16 protein-coding genes are annotated in these 15,920 nt (G+C 67.8%); 8 read left to right on the top strand and 8 right to left on the bottom strand.

Features of this window, described 5'->3' with window-relative positions; all coding sequences use genetic code 11:
* The 3 genes from FK256_RS06490 to FK256_RS06480 form a co-directional block, all read left to right on the top strand.
* On the top strand, positions 1-839 hold an 839-nt coding region (locus tag FK256_RS06490), incomplete at its 5' end, for a DUF418 domain-containing protein (RefSeq protein WP_141424161.1).
* A 202-nt stretch (positions 840-1,041) separates the two neighbouring features.
* Entirely contained in the window at positions 1,042-2,370 is a 1,329-nt protein-coding gene (locus tag FK256_RS06485) for a DUF418 domain-containing protein (RefSeq protein ID WP_141424160.1), read from the top strand.
* A 214-nt stretch (positions 2,371-2,584) separates the two neighbouring features.
* Positions 2,585-3,067, top strand: a complete 483-nt coding sequence (locus FK256_RS06480) for a collagen-like protein (protein WP_141424159.1) — start codon at positions 2,585-2,587, stop codon at positions 3,065-3,067.
* Positions 3,068-3,167: 100 nt separating this feature from the next.
* On the opposite strand, the gene FK256_RS06475 is transcribed toward FK256_RS06480, so the two are convergent.
* Together FK256_RS06475 and FK256_RS06470 are read right to left on the bottom strand one after the other, a co-directional pair.
* The gene (locus tag FK256_RS06475; protein ID WP_021607276.1) at positions 3,168-4,400 is read right to left on the bottom strand and encodes a sensor histidine kinase; all 1,233 of its coding nucleotides are present in this window, start codon (positions 4,398-4,400) and stop codon (positions 3,168-3,170) included.
* Entirely contained in the window at positions 4,397-5,056 is a 660-nt protein-coding gene (locus FK256_RS06470) for a response regulator transcription factor (protein WP_039894678.1), read from the bottom strand. The genes FK256_RS06475 and FK256_RS06470 overlap by 4 nt, the downstream gene beginning before the upstream one ends.
* A gap of 178 nt (positions 5,057-5,234) precedes the next feature.
* Here FK256_RS06470 and FK256_RS06465 point away from each other — a divergent pair, with 178 nt between their 5' ends.
* The 4 genes from FK256_RS06465 (at position 5,235) to FK256_RS06450 (ending at position 8,919) form a co-directional block, all read left to right on the top strand.
* On the top strand, positions 5,235-5,708 hold the full coding sequence (locus FK256_RS06465; RefSeq protein ID WP_009232523.1) for a hypothetical protein: 474 nt from the start codon (positions 5,235-5,237) through the stop codon (positions 5,706-5,708).
* Between the two features lie 82 nt (positions 5,709-5,790).
* The gene (locus FK256_RS06460; RefSeq protein WP_021608169.1) at positions 5,791-6,984 is read left to right on the top strand and encodes a peptidoglycan-binding protein; all 1,194 of its coding nucleotides are present in this window, start codon (positions 5,791-5,793) and stop codon (positions 6,982-6,984) included.
* On the top strand, positions 6,981-7,694 hold the full coding sequence (locus FK256_RS06455; protein WP_021608170.1) for an ABC transporter ATP-binding protein: 714 nt from the start codon (positions 6,981-6,983) through the stop codon (positions 7,692-7,694). The genes FK256_RS06460 and FK256_RS06455 overlap by 4 nt, the downstream gene beginning before the upstream one ends.
* Positions 7,669-8,919 carry an ABC transporter permease gene (locus FK256_RS06450; protein WP_009232519.1) on the top strand — a complete coding sequence of 417 codons (1,251 nt, stop codon included), beginning with the start codon at positions 7,669-7,671 and terminating at the stop codon, positions 8,917-8,919. Before FK256_RS06455 ends, FK256_RS06450 begins: the two co-directional genes overlap by 26 nt.
* Positions 8,920-9,146: 227 nt before the next feature.
* Here FK256_RS06450 and FK256_RS06445 read toward each other — a convergent pair whose 3' ends face one another.
* The 6 genes from FK256_RS06445 to FK256_RS06420 all read right to left on the bottom strand — a co-directional run bounded on the left by FK256_RS06445 (position 9,147) and on the right by FK256_RS06420 (position 12,923).
* On the bottom strand, positions 9,147-9,329 hold the full coding sequence (locus FK256_RS06445; RefSeq protein WP_009232518.1) for an Rv0909 family putative TA system antitoxin: 183 nt from the start codon (positions 9,327-9,329) through the stop codon (positions 9,147-9,149).
* A 212-nt stretch (positions 9,330-9,541) separates the two neighbouring features.
* The gene (locus tag FK256_RS06440) at positions 9,542-10,015 is read right to left on the bottom strand and encodes an MmcQ/YjbR family DNA-binding protein (protein WP_141424158.1); all 474 of its coding nucleotides are present in this window, start codon (positions 10,013-10,015) and stop codon (positions 9,542-9,544) included.
* A gap of 177 nt (positions 10,016-10,192) precedes the next feature.
* Positions 10,193-10,402 carry a helix-turn-helix domain-containing protein gene (locus tag FK256_RS06435; RefSeq protein WP_021607267.1) on the bottom strand — a complete coding sequence of 70 codons (210 nt, stop codon included), beginning with the start codon at positions 10,400-10,402 and terminating at the stop codon, positions 10,193-10,195.
* Complete coding sequence (locus tag FK256_RS06430) at positions 10,399-11,157, bottom strand: hypothetical protein (protein WP_141424157.1); 759 nt, start codon at positions 11,155-11,157, stop codon at positions 10,399-10,401. The genes FK256_RS06435 and FK256_RS06430 overlap by 4 nt, the downstream gene beginning before the upstream one ends.
* 129 nt (positions 11,158-11,286) lie before the next feature.
* Positions 11,287-12,054, bottom strand: a complete 768-nt coding sequence (locus FK256_RS06425; RefSeq protein WP_141424156.1) for a hypothetical protein — start codon at positions 12,052-12,054, stop codon at positions 11,287-11,289.
* A 164-nt stretch (positions 12,055-12,218) separates the two neighbouring features.
* On the bottom strand, positions 12,219-12,923 hold the full coding sequence (locus FK256_RS06420; protein WP_039894674.1) for a hypothetical protein: 705 nt from the start codon (positions 12,921-12,923) through the stop codon (positions 12,219-12,221).
* 244 nt (positions 12,924-13,167) lie between these two features.
* Between FK256_RS06420 and clpB the strand changes: the two genes are divergently transcribed.
* The gene (gene clpB / locus FK256_RS06415; RefSeq protein WP_141424155.1) at positions 13,168-15,846 is read left to right on the top strand and encodes an ATP-dependent chaperone ClpB; all 2,679 of its coding nucleotides are present in this window, start codon (positions 13,168-13,170) and stop codon (positions 15,844-15,846) included.
* Positions 15,847-15,920 lie beyond the last annotated feature (74 nt).

Here is a 15,920-nt window from a genome sequence, read left to right as displayed (position 1 = left end):
AAACACCACCTGACCCCACCGTTGTCTTCGCCGGATGGCTCTCGCGCAAGCGGTACACCGCCCTGTGCATCGTCGGCGTTGTCATTGCTGTAGTGGTGGTCTGTGCTTACATGGCAATAGATCTCTTTGCTCCAGAGATGGCTGCACAGATGTCCGGGGAGCAAATGAGCTTGACACCCACCACGCTGCCCTGGTTCGTCGTCAACATCTCGAGCTGGATCTACGCCCTGTTCGCGCAGTTCCTCATCACACTGATCGTCCCCGCCGCGGTGATTGGCGCACGCCTGGCTGACACCGGCATCATCATCCACCCGGAGCTGCACCGAGGTCTGCTCGCGGCGATGGGAATCGGCGGCCTGACGCTGGGGGTCGGGGGCGCGCTCCACAGCGCTCTGACCAAGGTGATGTCCATCTCGGCGTGGCCGTGGGACTTCGCAGCCAAAGAGGTCTTCGGCCTGGTTGGGGCCTGTGGTTGGTTAGCGCTGTTGGCCCTGTACGCCGGCGAGCCCAGGGAGGACGGCAGGTTGACAGGGCTGCGCAAGCTGGCCTCCGCCGTGGGTCGCCGCTCCATGACCGCTTACCTGAGTCAGACGATTCTGTTCGGGTTCATCTTTGTCATCGTCCCCCTTCTGGTGACGGGGGAGCGTCTGTGGCTGGGGCAGGCCGCGGCTGCCCTGGTTGCCGCGGCGGTCTGGCTGACGACGGTCGGCCTGTGCGCTGTCTTGGAACGCGGTAGGCATGCCGGTCCCTTCGAGACCCTGCTGCGCACCGCCGTGGCCCGCAGCGAGCGCAAACGGGCGACGGCGGCGCCGCCGGCCGTCCGGCCCGATGACGTCTGATCGGGCGCAGTGCCGAGCGGATGATGAGCCCACGGCGGCTGCTCGCCGGCCCGCGATCAGGCGGCCGTCAGGATGAGGGGCCCTGGTACTCCGGGAGGAGGGACAGGGCCTTCCTCACCCCCTCGGGTGGGAGAGGATCAAGGCCGAAGAACAGCCCTGGCGGGGGAGGTGCGAGCCACAGGTGCTTCCTACCGTGGAAGACATGAAACTCGCGACTTCCTTCACCGGTACCCGGGGCTTGCGCTTCCCAGCCCCGGACGTCTCTCGTGGCCTCATGCTCCTGTTCATCGCCCTGGCCAACATCCCCTTCTGGACCAGCGTGACGCGCTCCTCCGCCCCCGGCGACGCCGCAGACATGGCCTGGCTGTGGATGCGCACCCTTCTGGTCGATCACCGCGCCTACCCGCTGTTCTCCCTCCTGTTCGGTTTCGGGCTGGCCACCATGGTCAATCGGCGTATCGCCTCCGGGACGCAGAGCTATCTTCAGTCCCTCCCGGGTGTGGAGGCCGGACGTGAGCCGACGTCGCAGGAGGAGTTCTGGGCGCGTGAGCAGGCCACTGTCGACGCCCGTCGCCTCGTGCGGCGCCGGGGTGCGTGGATGATTCTCTTCGGTGCGGCTCATGCCGCGCTCTTCTCCGGAGACATCATCGGCACCTACGGCCTGGCCGCCGTCGTCTTCGCCGGATGGCTGACCCGCAAGCACCGCAAGCGGGCCATGGCCGTCAGCGCCGTCGTCACTGCCGCCACCATCTCGACGATGTACACCATGGGCAGCCATGTTGCGGCTCAGGGCCTGACTGCTGCGGCGGTCATGAAGCAGGGGGCCGGCGAATCGGCTACGACCCTCTTGTCCTACGTCTCCGGCTCCATCACCTCCTGGGCCGGGAACTCGGTCGCAACGGTGCTCTTCTCGATGGTGGTTCCGGCGATGTTCCTCGGTGCCCGTCTGGCCGATACCGACCTCATCGCCCACCCCGAGCGGCACCGCCGCCTGCTGACCGCCGTCGGCCTGGGCGGCCTGGGGGTCGGGGCCGCAGGAGGCATCGGGTACGGCCTCTGGGCTACAGGCGGAACCCTGGCCGCCTGGACCGCTCCGCTTCACGAGGTCACAGGACTGGTCGGGGCCTGCGGCTGGCTTGCCCTGCTGGCCCTCTACGCCGGCGGGCCCAGGGAGGACGGCCGCCTGACGGGGCTGCGCAAGCTGGCCTCCAATGTGGGGCGCCGCTCCATGACCGCCTACCTCTCCCAGACCTTCCTCTTCGCCATCATCTTCCTGGCCCTGCCTGCCCTGACTGGCATTGAGCTCCACCTGGGTGAGGCTCGGGCCGCCGGGATCGCGGCGGCGGTGTGGCTGGCGACGGTCGGCCTGTGTGCGGCGCTGGAGCGCGGAGGCCATGCCGGTCCCTTCGAGACTCTGCTGCGCACCGCCGTCGCCCGCAGCGAGCGTCGCCGCCGCCTCCCCGCGGCTCCTGTCGCAGTAGCCTCAACAGGTCCCGTCGCGACTCCCGACGCATACGACCTGGTCCATTGATCATTCGCAGGCCCACGCCGGTGCGCGAGTCCCGGATCTCCGGTTGCCCACATGGTGGAACGGGACTGATCGACTCCGCGGTGAGCGATTTCCCGGCAGGATGAGAGTTGTGAGTCGTATCGCAAGATGCGAGGGTTGATCCGCCCGTTTCACAGGGCACTGTAGACACGGTAGCCTGCTTGCGTCCCCAACACTGAAGGAAGCGAACAGTCTCATGACTCAGCCCCCCAACCCCGGTCAGCCCTTCTATCAGCAGCAGCCCTCCGCTCCCTCTGCTCCGGCAACGGGCCAGCCTTACCCGCCCCAGCAGCAGTTCCAGGGCGTTCCCGGTGCCCCGGGCGCTCCTGCTGCTCCTGGCGCTCCTGGCGCTCCGGGTCAGCCCTTCCCGCCGGCGCCGGTAGGGGACAGCTTCGTGGGCAACCTGCTCGACACGGCCAAGCCCTTCGCCGAGAAATTCGGCAAGATGTTCTTCTACATCGCCGCCGGCGCCCTGATCATCAGCTGGGTCTACTCGGCCAGTATCACCGGTGTCGATCACGGTTATTCCACCACCTTTGGGGGGAGCTGGAACTTTAACGCTGGTCGGTTCTTCGCGGACCTGGTCTTCAACGCCCCTTGGACCATTGTGCAGATCGGCCTGGTCCGGCTCTTCCTCGAGCTCGTCATCAACTCCGGCAAGAACGGCCAGCAGGCCTGACCCGGGTCGCGCTACGACCGGCCTCCATAAGAGCGCAGCCGGTTTCTTGCTCCTGACGGCCGCCAACCCTGTCGGTTGGCGGCCGTCAGCCGACAGCGGGTCACAGGTGCGAGGCAGGTTCTCCCTCGTCTCCGGGCAGCTCAAGGACAGCGGTCAGCCCGCCGGTGGGATTGGCGCTCAAACCGAGTCTGCCGCCGTGGGCGGTGGCCACAGCCGTCACGATCGCCAAGCCCAGCCCATGTCCGGATCCCCGGGTCCGTCCTCGTCCCTCACCGCGAACGAAGGGCTCGCGCAGCGAGTCGACCTTGTCCTCCGGTACGACAGGGCCGTCGTTGCGGATCGTCAGCCGGACGCCGTCGTCCAGACGCGCCATGCCTACCGTGATCCGGCCGCCGTCGACATTGTACCGGGCCGCGTTGCGCAGGAGGTTGGAGACGCTCTGGCGCAGGAGGACCGGGTCGCCCTGCACCTGGATGGCCCGCAGGTGGGTGGAGACGCGCAGGTCTCGCTCGGCGACCTCCGGGGCGATGACGCCCAAGGCGTCGCGAACCGTCGCCTCCATATCCACATCCTCGCGGGCCAGCTTGCCGGACTGGGCGTCGGCCAGGTCTAGGAGGGCGTCGATCGTCTCCCGGTTGGCGCGATTCGTCTCCAGCACCCGGGTGAGTACCGTGCGCAGGTCCTCGGCTGAGGCCTGCGGGTCGGACAGGGCGACGTCGATCATCGTCTGCGTCGTGGCCAGGGGCGTGCGCAGCTCATGGGAGGCGTTGGCCGCGAAACGGCGGTGGACGGAGAAGGAGCGCTCCAGGGAGGCCAGCATGTTGTCGAAGGTGTCCGCCAAATCGTGGATCTCATCACGCGGCCCGGACAGCGCCAGGCGCTGACTGAGGTCGCCCGACGCTGCCCGCTTGGCCGCCGCATTCATCGAGGACAGCGGCCGCAGCATCCGCCCCGCCAGGATCCAGCCGACCGTCCCGGAGAGCACCACGAGCAGCGCCAGCGCGCCGACGGCCGAGCGCATGATGCTGCTGAGCAGGTCGAACAGGTTCGTATCCACCTGAGTGACCTCGCTGGTCTGCGAGGCCGGCACGGCGGCGGTATCCCCGACCGGCCCACCGATCTCGATGTTGAGCGTGACATAGCGCGTGTAGAAGTAGACCAGGGCGATGAGGACCACGCCGGCGGCCGTCACCAACCCGGCGTAGGTCAGGGTCAGGCGAACCCGGATGCTCAGGTGCTTGGGGCGGCGGAACCGTTCCTCGCGTCCTGGCCGGGTGCCGTTGACGCCGTTGTGCTGCGCCGCGTCGTCGGGCGGTGCCTCCTGCCCGCTCATGCGCTGAACCTGTAGCCGGCGCCGGGAACCGTCTGGATGACCCAGGGCTCGCCGAGCTTGCGGCGTAGGTGGGAGATCGTCACCCGGGTGGAGTTGGTGAAGGGGTCCGCGTTGGCGTCCCAGGCCTTCTCCAGGAGCGTCTCGGCGCTGAGGACCCCGCCCTCGGCCTCCATGAGGACCTGCAGGACCGCGAATTCCTTGGGGCTCAAGTGGATGAAGCGCCCGTCTCGGTAGACCTCCCGGCGGAAGGGATCCAGGCGCACTCCGTGGGCCTCGATGACCGGAGTTCGCGCCGGCTGGCTGCGCCGCCCCAGCGCCCGCAGCCGGGCCACCAGCTCGGGGAACTCGAAGGGCTTGGTGAGGTAGTCGTCCGCCCCCAGCTCGAATCCGCCCACGCGCGCCTCTAGCGCCCGTGAGGCGGTCAACATGAGGACCCGAATGTCGGGGTGCTCGCTGACCACCCGGCGGCAGACCTCGTCGCCGTGGATTACGGGCAGATCCCGGTCCAGGACGAGGATGTCGTAGTCGTTGGTCGTCACGTGCTCCAGGGCGCTGGCCCCGTCGCCGACGACGTCGACGGCCATCGCCTCTCGCCGCAGTCCGGTGGCGATGGCCTCGGCCAGGTACTCCTCATCCTCCACGACGAGTACGCGCATTGCCCTGATCTCCTTCGCTGTGGTGTATGCGGCCGGTTCTAGAGACAACCAGCCCCTGTGTTGCCACAACATAAGCGAAATCGTGAACCTTGTGGCAACACCGGTCCCGGTTGGCTGTTCCCCGAACGAACGGGCGTCACCGCACCCCGACCCATATGAGCCGAAAGGACCCTCTCCCATGAAGAAGCCCCTCAACACCCGGATCATCACCCGCGCTGCCACGGTAGTGACCTGCGCCGTGTGCGCCGTCGGACTCATGACCGGATGCTCCCAGGGCTCGAAGGCGGACTCGGCTTCCGGGGCCTCCGCCTCCGCCACCAGCGCGGACGACTACCTGCTCAAGATGGCCAAGTGCATGCGCGACAAGGGCATCGACGTCTCCGACCCCGACTCCAACGGGAACATGCAGTTCCCCGAGACCGACGCCGCCAACAAGGCCGCCGAAGAGTGCGAGAAGACCGTCGGTCCCGCTCCGGGGACCGAGGACCTCGCCAAGCCCGAGACGCAGCAGGACTTGGTCAAGGCCGCCGAGTGCCTGCGCAAGGAGGGCTACGACGTCCCCGACCCCGAGGCCGGCAAGGGGCTCCAGCTCAATGGCGACATCCCCCAGGACGTCATGAACAAGTGCTTCTCCGAACTCGGAAACAAGTAACGCGGCGACGTACAGGAGCCGACCCACCATTCGCTCGCGCGGCCGGGATGCCGCGCAGACACACACTCAGACAGGCATACACATGGATCAGACCACCACCTCTACGCAGGCCGACGGCGGCTCGACCGACACGGCGGGCAACTCGGGCACGGTGCGCCACACCCGACGTCGAGCCTTCCTGGCCATGGGGGCCGCCGCGGTTCTGGCCGCGGGTGCGGGCGCAGGCGCCTTCGCCTCCAAATCGGGCCCCTTCGCAGCCAAGGCCAAGCCGACGACGTCGACCTTCAACGGCGCCACCGACACCATCACCAAGGGGGACCTCCAGGGGCAGACCTCCGTGACCGGGACCCTGCGCTACTCCGACTCGCGCAAGTTCAAGTCGGGCTTCGAGGGCGTTCTCATCCAGGTGCCCGCCTCCGGGACGGTCCTGACCCAGGGTGATGTCCTCTACCGTACAGGCACCGAGATCGCCTACCTCATGCACGGCTCCCTGCCCGCTTGGCGCACCTTCGAGGCCGGGATGGACAACGGCGAGGACATCCGCCAGCTCGAGACCCTCCTGCGCGACATGGGCTACTTCGACTACGAGCCCGACAACCACTTCAGCTGGGCCACCACCAGCGCCATCATGAAGTGGCAGAAGGCAGTCGGCCTGCCGCAGACCGGGACCATTCCGCTGGGACGGATGGTCTTCACCCCGGGGGACCTGCGCGTGGGGACGGTCACCGCCCGGGTGGGGGACCGCATCGCCGCCGACGCCGAGCTCTACGACGTCACCTCCACCACTCAGGTGGTCGACGCCAATATCAAGCTCTCCGACCAGAAGCTCGCCGTCGTCGGCACCGCCGTGACCATCAAGCTGCCCGACGCCAACACCACCACCGGGACGATCACCTCCGTGGGCACGCCCACTGAGAAGTCCTCCGGCTCCGGTTCAGGGTCGGGATCCGGCTCAGGGTCTGGGTCCGGCTCCGGTGACTCCAAGGAAAGGGTCATCCCCATCACCGTGACCCTCACCGACGCCTCGGCGACCGCCAACTTCCAGGAGGTCTCCGTCACCGTCGACCTGCCCAGCGATAAGCGCGAGGGCGTCCTGTCGGTGCCTGTCGGGGCACTGCTGGCCCTGAGCCCCGACCAGTACGGCGTCGAGATCGTCGAATCCGGCGGCACCACCCGCAAAGTGCCGGTCACCGTCGGACTGTTCGCCGGAGGGCGCGTGGAGATCTCCGGCGAGGGCATCTCCGAGGGACAGCGAGTGGTGGTGCCGCAGACATGAGCCGCATCCTGTCCCTGCGTGACGTGCAGCGAACCTACGGGGAGCCGCCCGTAGCCGCCTGCGCGGGCGTGAGCCTGGAGATCGACTACGGCGAGTTCGTCGCCATCGTCGGCCCCTCGGGCTCGGGCAAGTCCACGCTCCTCAACCTCATCGGCACCCTGGACCGGCCCAGCGCCGGCAGCGTCGAGATCGACGGCGTCGATGTCGGCTCCCTGTCCGACGCCAAGCTCTCGGCCCTGCGGGCCAGCCGCATCGGCTTCGTCTTCCAGCAGTTCCACTTGGCCGACGGTGTCAACGCGGTCGATAACGTCGCCGACGGCCTGCTCTACAGCGGGATCCCCCGCTCCGAGCGCCGCCGCCGCGCCCGAGCCGCCCTCGAACGCGTCGGCCTGGCCCACCGGCTCGACCACCGCCCCCACCAGATGAGCGGCGGCGAGCGCCAGCGCGTGGCCATCGCCCGGGCCGTCGTCGGCGAGCCCCCGCTGCTGCTGGCCGACGAGCCCACCGGGAACCTCGACTCCACCTCCGGGGCCTCGATCGTCGAGCTCCTCCACGAGCTCCACTCTCAGGGCACCACGATCATCGTCATCACCCACGACAACGAGCTGGCCGCCCAGCTTCCCCGGCAGATCGCCATCCGCGACGGCCGCATCGTGGGGGACTCAAGTCAGAAGGAGATCGTCCATGACGACGTCTACGCTCCGGCCTGACCGGGACCGCAACGGCCAGGACGGCGAATCCGGACGGCGGCTCCAGCGCTCGCGGCTGCGCCTGGCCGACGTGCTGCGCCTGGGGGGCACCGGCATCAAGGCCCGCCCCACCCGCGCCTTCCTATCCGCCCTGGGCATCGCCATCGGCATCGCCGCCATGATCTCGGTGGTGGGCATCTCGGCCTCCAGCCGCGCCCAGCTCTCCGCCCAGCTCGATTCTCTGGGGACCAATCTGCTGACGGCCACCGCCGGCCAGGACCTCTTCGGCAATTCCTCCTCCCTGCCTCAGGACACCGTCGGCAAGGTCCGGCTCATCGACAACGTCCAGAGCGCCTCGAGCACCGGCCTGGTCAAGAACTCGCTGGTCTACCGCAGCCCGCTCATCGACAAGAACGCCTCCGGCGGTATCACCACCCTGGCTGCGGACAAGTCGCTGCTCGACGTCGTGGCCGGGCAGGTGGACAAGGGCACGTGGCTCAACGAGGCCACCAGCCAGTACCCAGCCACGGTCCTGGGGCAGACGGCGGCCCAGCGCTTGGGCGTCGTCTCGCCGGGGACCAAGGTGTGGATCGGCGGCAACTGGTTCACCGTGGTCGGCATCCTCAAACCGGTGGTGCTGGCACCCGAGCTCAATAACGCCGCTCTCATCGGTCAGGGCGTGGCCAGCAACCTGCTGGGGCACGATGCCAAGCCGACGACGGTCTACACGCGCAGCCAGGACGCCGCCGTCTCCACGGTGCGCAAGGTGCTCGCGCCGTCGATCTCGCCGCAGGCCCCCAACGAGGTCAAGGTCTCGCGCCCCTCGGATGCGCTGGAGGCCAAGAACGCGGCCGACAAGGCCTTCACCAGCCTGCTGCTGGGCGTGGGCTCGATCGCCCTGCTCGTCGGCGGCATCGGGGTCGCCAACACGATGATCATCTCGGTGCTCGAGCGCCGACGGGAAATCGGGCTGAGACGTTCTCTAGGCGCCATGCGCGGCCACATCCTGGTGCAGTTCATGACAGAAGCGCTCCTGCTGGCCTCTCTGGGCGGCGCCCTGGGCTGCGTCATCGGCATCGGGGTGACTGCCGGGATGTCGGCCGCCAACGGCTGGCCCTTCTCCCTGCCGGTGATCGCCGTCGCCGGCGGGCTGGGAGTCACCATCGTCATCGGCGCCCTGGCCGGCGTGTACCCGGCCGTTCGAGCCTCCCGCACTCCTCCGACCGCCGCGCTCAACGCGCAGTAGGGGAAGGGCTGGAGAAGCCCGAGGAGACGCGGATAAGACGTCCCGGTGGGAGACGGCTGGGCTTGTATGCCGACGACGCCGGACAGCGGTGGCCGACCTCGTCGGTACCGGGAGAGGAGCCCAGATCGGCCGGGACTGCCCGAGGGCCCCGCACCAGCACGGTGCGGGGCCCTCGTTCCTGCGATCAGAAGACCGCTGAGCTTGGAGCGGACATGCTCTCAGTCGGATCAGTCGGTGCCGAGCTTGCCGTCGACGGTGTCGCGGGCGGCGTCGATCTTGTCGTCGTACTTGCCGCCGGTCGCCTTCTTGGCCGCGCCGGCTGCGGCGTCCAGCGCCTTGTCGCTGATCGCCTCGGCCTTGTCGGAGTTGAGAGCCTCACCGGCCTTCTTCGCCAGGTCATCAAGTCCCATGTGTATCTCCTTCCGTCGGGTGGCCGGACGTCGGACGACGGCGGCCTCGCCTGAATAGTGCCAGGTTTAGGCAGGAGCGTCACCCACAGCGGTATTCCGCAGGTTTCGCCTTGCAAACCCGTACCCTTTCGCCAGCGACGTTCCACACGGCCGGGAACAGGAAACCGGCACCCGTACGCGCGGGATGTCTTCACAGAGGTCGCGGCAGTCCTTCACCACTGCCAGGTGGGGCGGGCGGCGGAACCCGATGCGTCGGCCAGGAGGACGGCCTCGCGCACACGGCGGGTCAGGAGGGACAGGACGAGCCGATAGGAGTCCTCCACCATGTCGGCGGCGTCGTCGGCCCGGTAGTCGGGGCTGGTCAGGTCGATGCTCACCCAGTGGCGCTTGGACTGGTGGAAGCCCGGCTCCACCCAGCTGTAGGTGGCCCGCACGGCGACGACGTCCTCGGGATCGAGCTTGACATTGGCCAGAAGACGGCCGTCGGTGTGGGTGATGAGCAGCAGGAACAGGCGGGTACCCACCGAGGCGACGGGGATGTCCCATTCGGGCTTGTCGCCCGCCCAGGCACCGGGTAAGCCGGCCGCGCGGGTCAGGAGAGCATCGCGGCGGGCGGCCACGGTGGCGTCGTCGGCGCGCGCGGAGGGCTCGTTGAGGTGAGGGACGTGGCGGGGCGGGGCGGTCATCGACGTGGAGCCTACGTTCTCCTCACAGTCCTCTCAGCCGGAGACATGTCGCGCGCGCGGGCCTTTTAACCCGTACGCGTAGAAGGCCTCTGCTGAGAGTGCGTCGCGCTCGCCGGCACCCGCACTGTCGCTCCCCGCAACTCCGCTCACCGGTGCGATCCTTCGGGTTTGGGGAGGTCAGTCCGGCACGACCTCCAGGAGCTCGCCGACCGAGCAGCCTAGGGCCTCGCAGATGGCGGAGAGCGTGGAGTAGCGGATGGCCTTGGCGCGGTCGTTCTTGAGCACTGAGAGGTTGACGGCGGTGACCCCGACCTTCTCAGAGAGCTCCACGAGCGTCATGCCTCGGGCGGCCAGCAACTCATCGAGGTGGCAGACGACGTGGCTCACACGAGTCCCTCGGTCTCTTCACGCAGCACGGTGTTCTCCGCGGCCAGGGTACTGGAGTGCTGGTGGAGGCGGTGCAGGGCGAGCAGCAGATGCGTGGCCAGAATGAGGATGATGATGCCCTTGAGGGTCGGGATGTCGTTGCCGGTCGGGATTGTTCCGTCCAGTATCAATGGATCTGAGGCGCTGCGGGTGAAGTGCTGGGAGGACACTGTCATGCCGATCGCCAGCAGTACCCAGGAGCTCAGCACCTGTCCCAGAAGAAGCCAGAACAGGTGCCCGCCCCGGGTGAAGAGCTGGTCGACGAATCCCGGTCGGCCGGGGCGGATCGCAGCGATGAACCGGACGAAGGCGATGGCGCAGGCTGCAATGAGGACAAGGTGGATGGCGATGAACAGACCGATGAAGAACTGTGTACTGCCGGACAGTCCGTGCACGGTCCCGTAGCTCACCGAGTAGCCGGTGGTTATCTCCACCGTTGTGTGTCCGAAGGACAGGTGCTGGTCCAGTGCGGCGCTGTTGTCTGTGAACTCCAGGAGCAGCCCACGGCCGTTGATGAGGTCCCATAGGTTCAAGCCGAGCATGTAGAAAGGGGAGAAGCAGAGCAGGGCCAGAAGGAATGAGATGAAGGCGAGGCTGCCGGGGCCGACACCGGCGTCTTGGTTGGTTGCAGCACCTGCGGTGGGCTCACAGTCGGTAACGGTTTCACCGTTGACGTCGGTGTCTGAATCTGAAGCGGATCTGGTACTGGCGGTCATGACGACGCTCCATATCGAGTATCGATGTTATCGATACTCGATATGTTGCGTCTGTGTGTCCGACCTTGTCAAGTATTTTTCCGGGGTACGAGACCCGCGTCCCCGGCCGCGCTTGACGCCGGCCCGGCTTCAGTGGATCGTGTCGATGATCGTGTTGGTGATCTGTGTTTCCTCGTCTGCGGTGCCGGCCGATACGTAGATCGTTGTGTAGCTGGCGGCGCCCGCTGTGGGCTGGGAGGTCGGGACGACGATGACAGCTCCCTCGGCGGTCTTGCCCCCTCCCTGTATCGTGTAGGTCCCCACTGCGGCCTCACCCTTGGCGGTCTGCTTGGTGGTGTATTCCTTGAGGGTCGCGCCTTGGCCGGCGAGCAGTAACTCGATGTTGGACTTGGAGGGGACTGATGCCAGCTGTTGGGTCTGCGCTGCCATGTTGACGTTGTTGTAGAACCCGGTGCTGTCCTGTTTTTTGGCGCGGTAGAAGACGTCGAACGCGGCGGTCTGCTGGTCGAGGGCGGCGCCGTCGATGCCCATGGTCTGGGCGACCCTCTCCTTCTCTGAGGGGTCGAGGTTCTTGAGGTCCTGCCAGTCCTTCGGAACGGCGAAGGTCAGGCCGGTGCTGGAGCCGGTGATTTCCTGGGTGTCGCCGGAGGCGGGCTTCGCCGACGAACCTGCCTGGCTGGGCGAGGTGTCGCTGGTGGCGGTCTTCTTGTCCTTGCTGTCCTTGTCCTTGCTGTCCTTGTCCTTCGTGTCGCTCTTGCTTGAGTCCGCAGAGCTGTCGGAGGCGGCTGAGCTGGAGGAGCTGGAGTCTTGCGTGTTGTCTTCGCAGGCGGTCAGGACCGGGGCTGTGATGAGTGTGAGGCTGGCGATCAGGGCTGCGGCGTTGCGTGCGGTTTTCATGATGCTCCAGTGTGTGAGGGGAAAGACCTTGCCAGGACATCACGCTTGGCTGGGAGTGTTCTATGGAGACATCCCCCGATAGCGGGATCTGGGGTCTTGAAGGGGCGTCGGGGCATCGCGCTAACAGGGCGGTGCCTGTGAAGGCTGGTGAGCCGGTCGAGCTCTCAGTGAGCTGTCTCGACGATGGTGGAGACGATGGTGTCGACCTCCTCGGCGCTGCCGGCCGTCACCGCGATGCGCGCATAGGTACCTGCCGACGTTGGAACGGCGACGACCGCGCCCGGCATCTGAACGCCCTGAACCGGTGCGGTCGAGGTGTCGACGGCGGCCTGGCCATAGGTGGACTGCCTGGTCGAGTAGCCAGTCGGCGTCCCGCCCCGCTGCGTGATGAACTCGTCCAGACTCGCCTGGGACGGCGGCGTTGACGACGTCTCGGCCTCCTTGGCGACGGCGGCGCTGCTGAAGGAGTGGCTGTCCTGCGAGAACAGTCCGTAGAAGGCGTCGGTGCCGCTGAGCTTCTGGGAGAAGGTCGAAGGGTCCACGCCCTGGACGCGGGCGATGAGCGTCTTCTGGTCCTCGGTGAGCGCATTGAGGTCCTGCCAGCCCTCGGGCACGGCGAAGGTAATGCCGACTGTGGGGGCGGTCATCGCCTGGTGGCCTGCCGGGATGGAGGGCGCCGCACTGGCGCTGCTCGAAGCGCCCGCGCTGGACTGTGCGGCGGTGCTGGCACCGCTCGGCGTGGCAGTGGGGGCGACGGAGGATGTCTGTCCGCTGGACCCGGTTGAACCCGCCGACGAGGGAGTGCCCTGGGAGCAGCCCGCAAGGACGAGTGCGATGGTCAGGACAAGGGCGGCGCGCGTAGCTCTCATGATTTCTCCGCAGTCGGGACGTTACTGTGACGTGACCTTACCCGTGCTGTCTCGCGACGGCGCTTCAGGCAATCGGTCGGCGCGGCGGAGATCGGTGCGATCGTTGTTGAAATGACGGGAGAAGCGGCTGGGGGAGTAGTCCACGTCACTGTCAGCTCAAGAAGTTGAGCGGAATAGACTCAACCCTGAGAAGGTTGAGGTGGCCAGAAGACGCAAGACGTTACCAACCTCAAAGGAGGTCCATATGGACACGAACTACACCACGAAGTCGCAGGAGGCGATCTCCGGGGCCATGCAGGCCGCCGCCGCGGCCGGCAACCCCCAGATCGAGCCGGCGCATCTGCTCGTTGAGCTCCTCTCCCAACCCGATGGTGTTGCCGCGGGGCTCCTGGCCGCCGTCTGCCCCGACGCTGCGGCCCGTCAGGCCGTCGGCGCCTCCGTGCGCCGCATCCTGACCCAGCTGCCAGCTTCCTCGGGCTCCTCGATGACTCAGCCCCAGCCCTCGCGCGCCCTGCTGGCCGCTCTGGAAGCCGCCTCGACGATCGCCAAGGAGCTCGATGACGAGTACATCTCCACCGAGCACCTGCTCATCGGCCTGGCCAAGGGCGACACCTCCGGCTCGACCCCCACCGTTGCCCGCGTCCTGGCCGACGCTGGAGCCACCCCGGAGGCGCTCATCGAGGCCCTGCCGCAGGTCCGCGGTTCCTCTCGCGTCACCTCCGCCAACCCCGAGGGCACCTACAAGACCCTCGAGAAGTACGGTACTGACCTCACCGAGGCTGCCCGCGAGGGCCGTCTCGACCCGGTCATCGGCCGCGACGCCGAGATTCGCCGCGTCGTGCAGGTCCTGTCCCGACGCACCAAGAACAACCCGGTCCTCATCGGCGAGCCCGGCGTCGGCAAGACCGCCGTCGTCGAGGGCCTGGCCCAGCGCATCGTCGCCGGCGACGTCCCCGACTCTCTGCGCGGCAAGCGCCTCATCGCCCTGGACCTGTCCGGGATGGTGGCCGGAGCCAAGTACCGTGGTGAGTTTGAGGAGCGCCTCAAGGCTGTCCTCAAGGAGATCAAGGACTCCGATGGAGAGGTCATCACCTTCATCGATGAGCTGCACACCGTCGTCGGTGCCGGCGGCGGCTCCGAGGGTGCAATGGACGCCGGCAACATGCTCAAGCCCATGCTGGCCCGAGGTGAGCTGCGCATGGTGGGCGCTACCACCCTGGACGAGTATCGCGAGAACATCGAGAAGGACCCCGCCCTGGAGCGCCGCTTCCAGCAGGTCTTCGTCGGTGAGCCCAGCGTCGAGGACACTGTCGCCATCCTGCGCGGCATCGCCCCCAAGTACGAGGCCCATCACCAGGTGACCATCTCCGACGGCGCCCTCGTGGCGGCCGCCACCCTCTCCGACCGCTACATCACCGGTCGCCAACTGCCCGACAAGGCCATCGACCTGGTCGACGAGGCCGCCTCCCGGCTGCGCATGGAGCTCGACTCCAGCCCCGTGGAGATCGACGAGCTGCGCCGCCGCGTAGACCGCATGCGCATGGAGGAGGCCTACCTGGACGAGTCCATCGAGGAGGTGACCAAGGCCGACCCCGCCGACGTCGACCGCCTGGAGCGCCTGCGCGCCGAGCTGGCCGACGCCTCCGAGGAACTGGCCTCGCTCAACGCCCGATGGGAGGCCGAGAAGGCCGGCCACAACAAGGTCGGTGAGCTGCGCGCCGCCCTGGACGAGATGCGCACCCGCGCCGACCTGGCCGAGCGCGAGGGCAACTTCGAGGAGGCCGGTCGCCTGCGCTACGGCGACATGCCGGCTCTGGAGCGCCAGATCCGCGAGGCCGAGGCCGCCGACGCCGCCGAGCAGACCGCCGGTGAACCGATGATCGCCGAGAAGGTCGGCGCCCCCGAGATCGCCGAGGTCGTGGGCTCCTGGACCGGCATCCCCGTGGGCAAACTGCTCCAGGGCGAGACCGAGAAGCTCCTGACCATGGAGGACGTCATCGGTGAGCGCCTCATCGGGCAGAAGGCCGCCGTGGCCACCGTGGCCGACGCGGTGCGCCGCTCGCGGGCCGGGATCTCCGATCCCGACCGTCCCACAGGTTCCTTCCTCTTCCTGGGCCCCACGGGCGTGGGCAAGACCGAGCTGGCCAAGGCCCTGGCCGAGTTCCTCTTCGACGACGAGCGCGCCATCGTGCGCATCGATATGTCCGAGTACTCCGAGAAGCACTCCGTGGCGCGCCTCGTGGGCGCCCCTCCCGGGTACGTCGGCTACGAGGAGGGCGGTCAGCTCACCGAGGCCGTGCGGCGTCGGCCCTACTCCGTGGTCCTGCTCGACGAGGTCGAGAAGGCCCACCCCGAGGTCTTCGACATCCTCCTGCAGGTGCTCGACGACGGCCGCCTCACCGATGGTCAGGGGCGTACGGTCGACTTCCGCAACGTCATCCTGGTGCTCACCTCGAACCTGGGCAGCCAGTTCCTCATCGACCCGCTCACCAGCCCCGAGGAGAAGCGCAATGAGGTCATGAGTGTGGTTCAGGCATCCTTCAAGCCGGAGTTCCTCAACCGCCTCGACGACATCATCGTCTTCGAGGCCCTCAGCAAGGAGGAGCTGGGCGAGATCGTCGAGATTCAGCTGGCGCGCATCGCCAGGCGCCTGAAGGACCGGCGCCTGAGCCTGCACGTGACCGATGCGGCCCGAAGCTGGCTGGCCGACGAGGGCTACGACCCCGCCTACGGGGCCCGGCCGCTGCGCCGCCTCGTCCAACGGGAGATCGGCGATCGCCTGGCCCGCATGCTGCTGGCCGGGGAGGTCCTCGACGGGCAGAAGGTTGTCGTCGACAAGGCCGACGGCAGTGACGGCCTCGCGCTGCGGGCCGAAGGGGAGGCGCACACGCCCTCCGCGGCCTCGGCCGCGTCGCCGGCCTGAGCCGGGACGGCCGACTGGCCTGATCGGCTCGAGCGCGCTGACGGGACAACGACGGGGCGGACCTGCCACACAGG

The sequence above is a fragment of the Actinomyces johnsonii genome (assembly GCF_006546835.1).
GTDB classification, from domain to species: Bacteria; Actinomycetota; Actinomycetes; order Actinomycetales; family Actinomycetaceae; genus Actinomyces; species Actinomyces johnsonii.
Note: the sequence above shows the minus strand (reverse complement) of the source record. Positions and strands in the feature narration are given on the sequence as shown.

What these genes read in the sequence shown, in the direction of transcription:
- FK256_RS06485 (WP_141424160.1), top strand. Translation starts at nt 1,042, where the DNA reads ATGAAACTCGCGACTTCCTTCACCGGTACCCGGGGCTTGCGCTTCCCA.
- FK256_RS06480 (WP_141424159.1), top strand. Translation starts at nt 2,585, where the DNA reads ATGACTCAGCCCCCCAACCCCGGTCAGCCCTTCTATCAGCAGCAGCCC.
- FK256_RS06475 (WP_021607276.1), bottom strand. Translation starts at nt 4,400, where the DNA reads ATGAGCGGGCAGGAGGCACCGCCCGACGACGCGGCGCAGCACAACGGC.
- FK256_RS06470 (WP_039894678.1), bottom strand. Translation starts at nt 5,056, where the DNA reads ATGCGCGTACTCGTCGTGGAGGATGAGGAGTACCTGGCCGAGGCCATC.
- FK256_RS06465 (WP_009232523.1), top strand. Translation starts at nt 5,235, where the DNA reads ATGAAGAAGCCCCTCAACACCCGGATCATCACCCGCGCTGCCACGGTA.
- FK256_RS06460 (WP_021608169.1), top strand. Translation starts at nt 5,791, where the DNA reads ATGGATCAGACCACCACCTCTACGCAGGCCGACGGCGGCTCGACCGAC.
- FK256_RS06455 (WP_021608170.1), top strand. Translation starts at nt 6,981, where the DNA reads ATGAGCCGCATCCTGTCCCTGCGTGACGTGCAGCGAACCTACGGGGAG.
- FK256_RS06450 (WP_009232519.1), top strand. Translation starts at nt 7,669, where the DNA reads ATGACGACGTCTACGCTCCGGCCTGACCGGGACCGCAACGGCCAGGAC.
- FK256_RS06445 (WP_009232518.1), bottom strand. Translation starts at nt 9,329, where the DNA reads ATGGGACTTGATGACCTGGCGAAGAAGGCCGGTGAGGCTCTCAACTCC.
- FK256_RS06440 (WP_141424158.1), bottom strand. Translation starts at nt 10,015, where the DNA reads ATGACCGCCCCGCCCCGCCACGTCCCTCACCTCAACGAGCCCTCCGCG.
- FK256_RS06430 (WP_141424157.1), bottom strand. Translation starts at nt 11,157, where the DNA reads ATGACCGCCAGTACCAGATCCGCTTCAGATTCAGACACCGACGTCAAC.
- FK256_RS06425 (WP_141424156.1), bottom strand. Translation starts at nt 12,054, where the DNA reads ATGAAAACCGCACGCAACGCCGCAGCCCTGATCGCCAGCCTCACACTC.
- FK256_RS06420 (WP_039894674.1), bottom strand. Translation starts at nt 12,923, where the DNA reads ATGAGAGCTACGCGCGCCGCCCTTGTCCTGACCATCGCACTCGTCCTT.
- clpB (WP_141424155.1), top strand. Translation starts at nt 13,168, where the DNA reads ATGGACACGAACTACACCACGAAGTCGCAGGAGGCGATCTCCGGGGCC.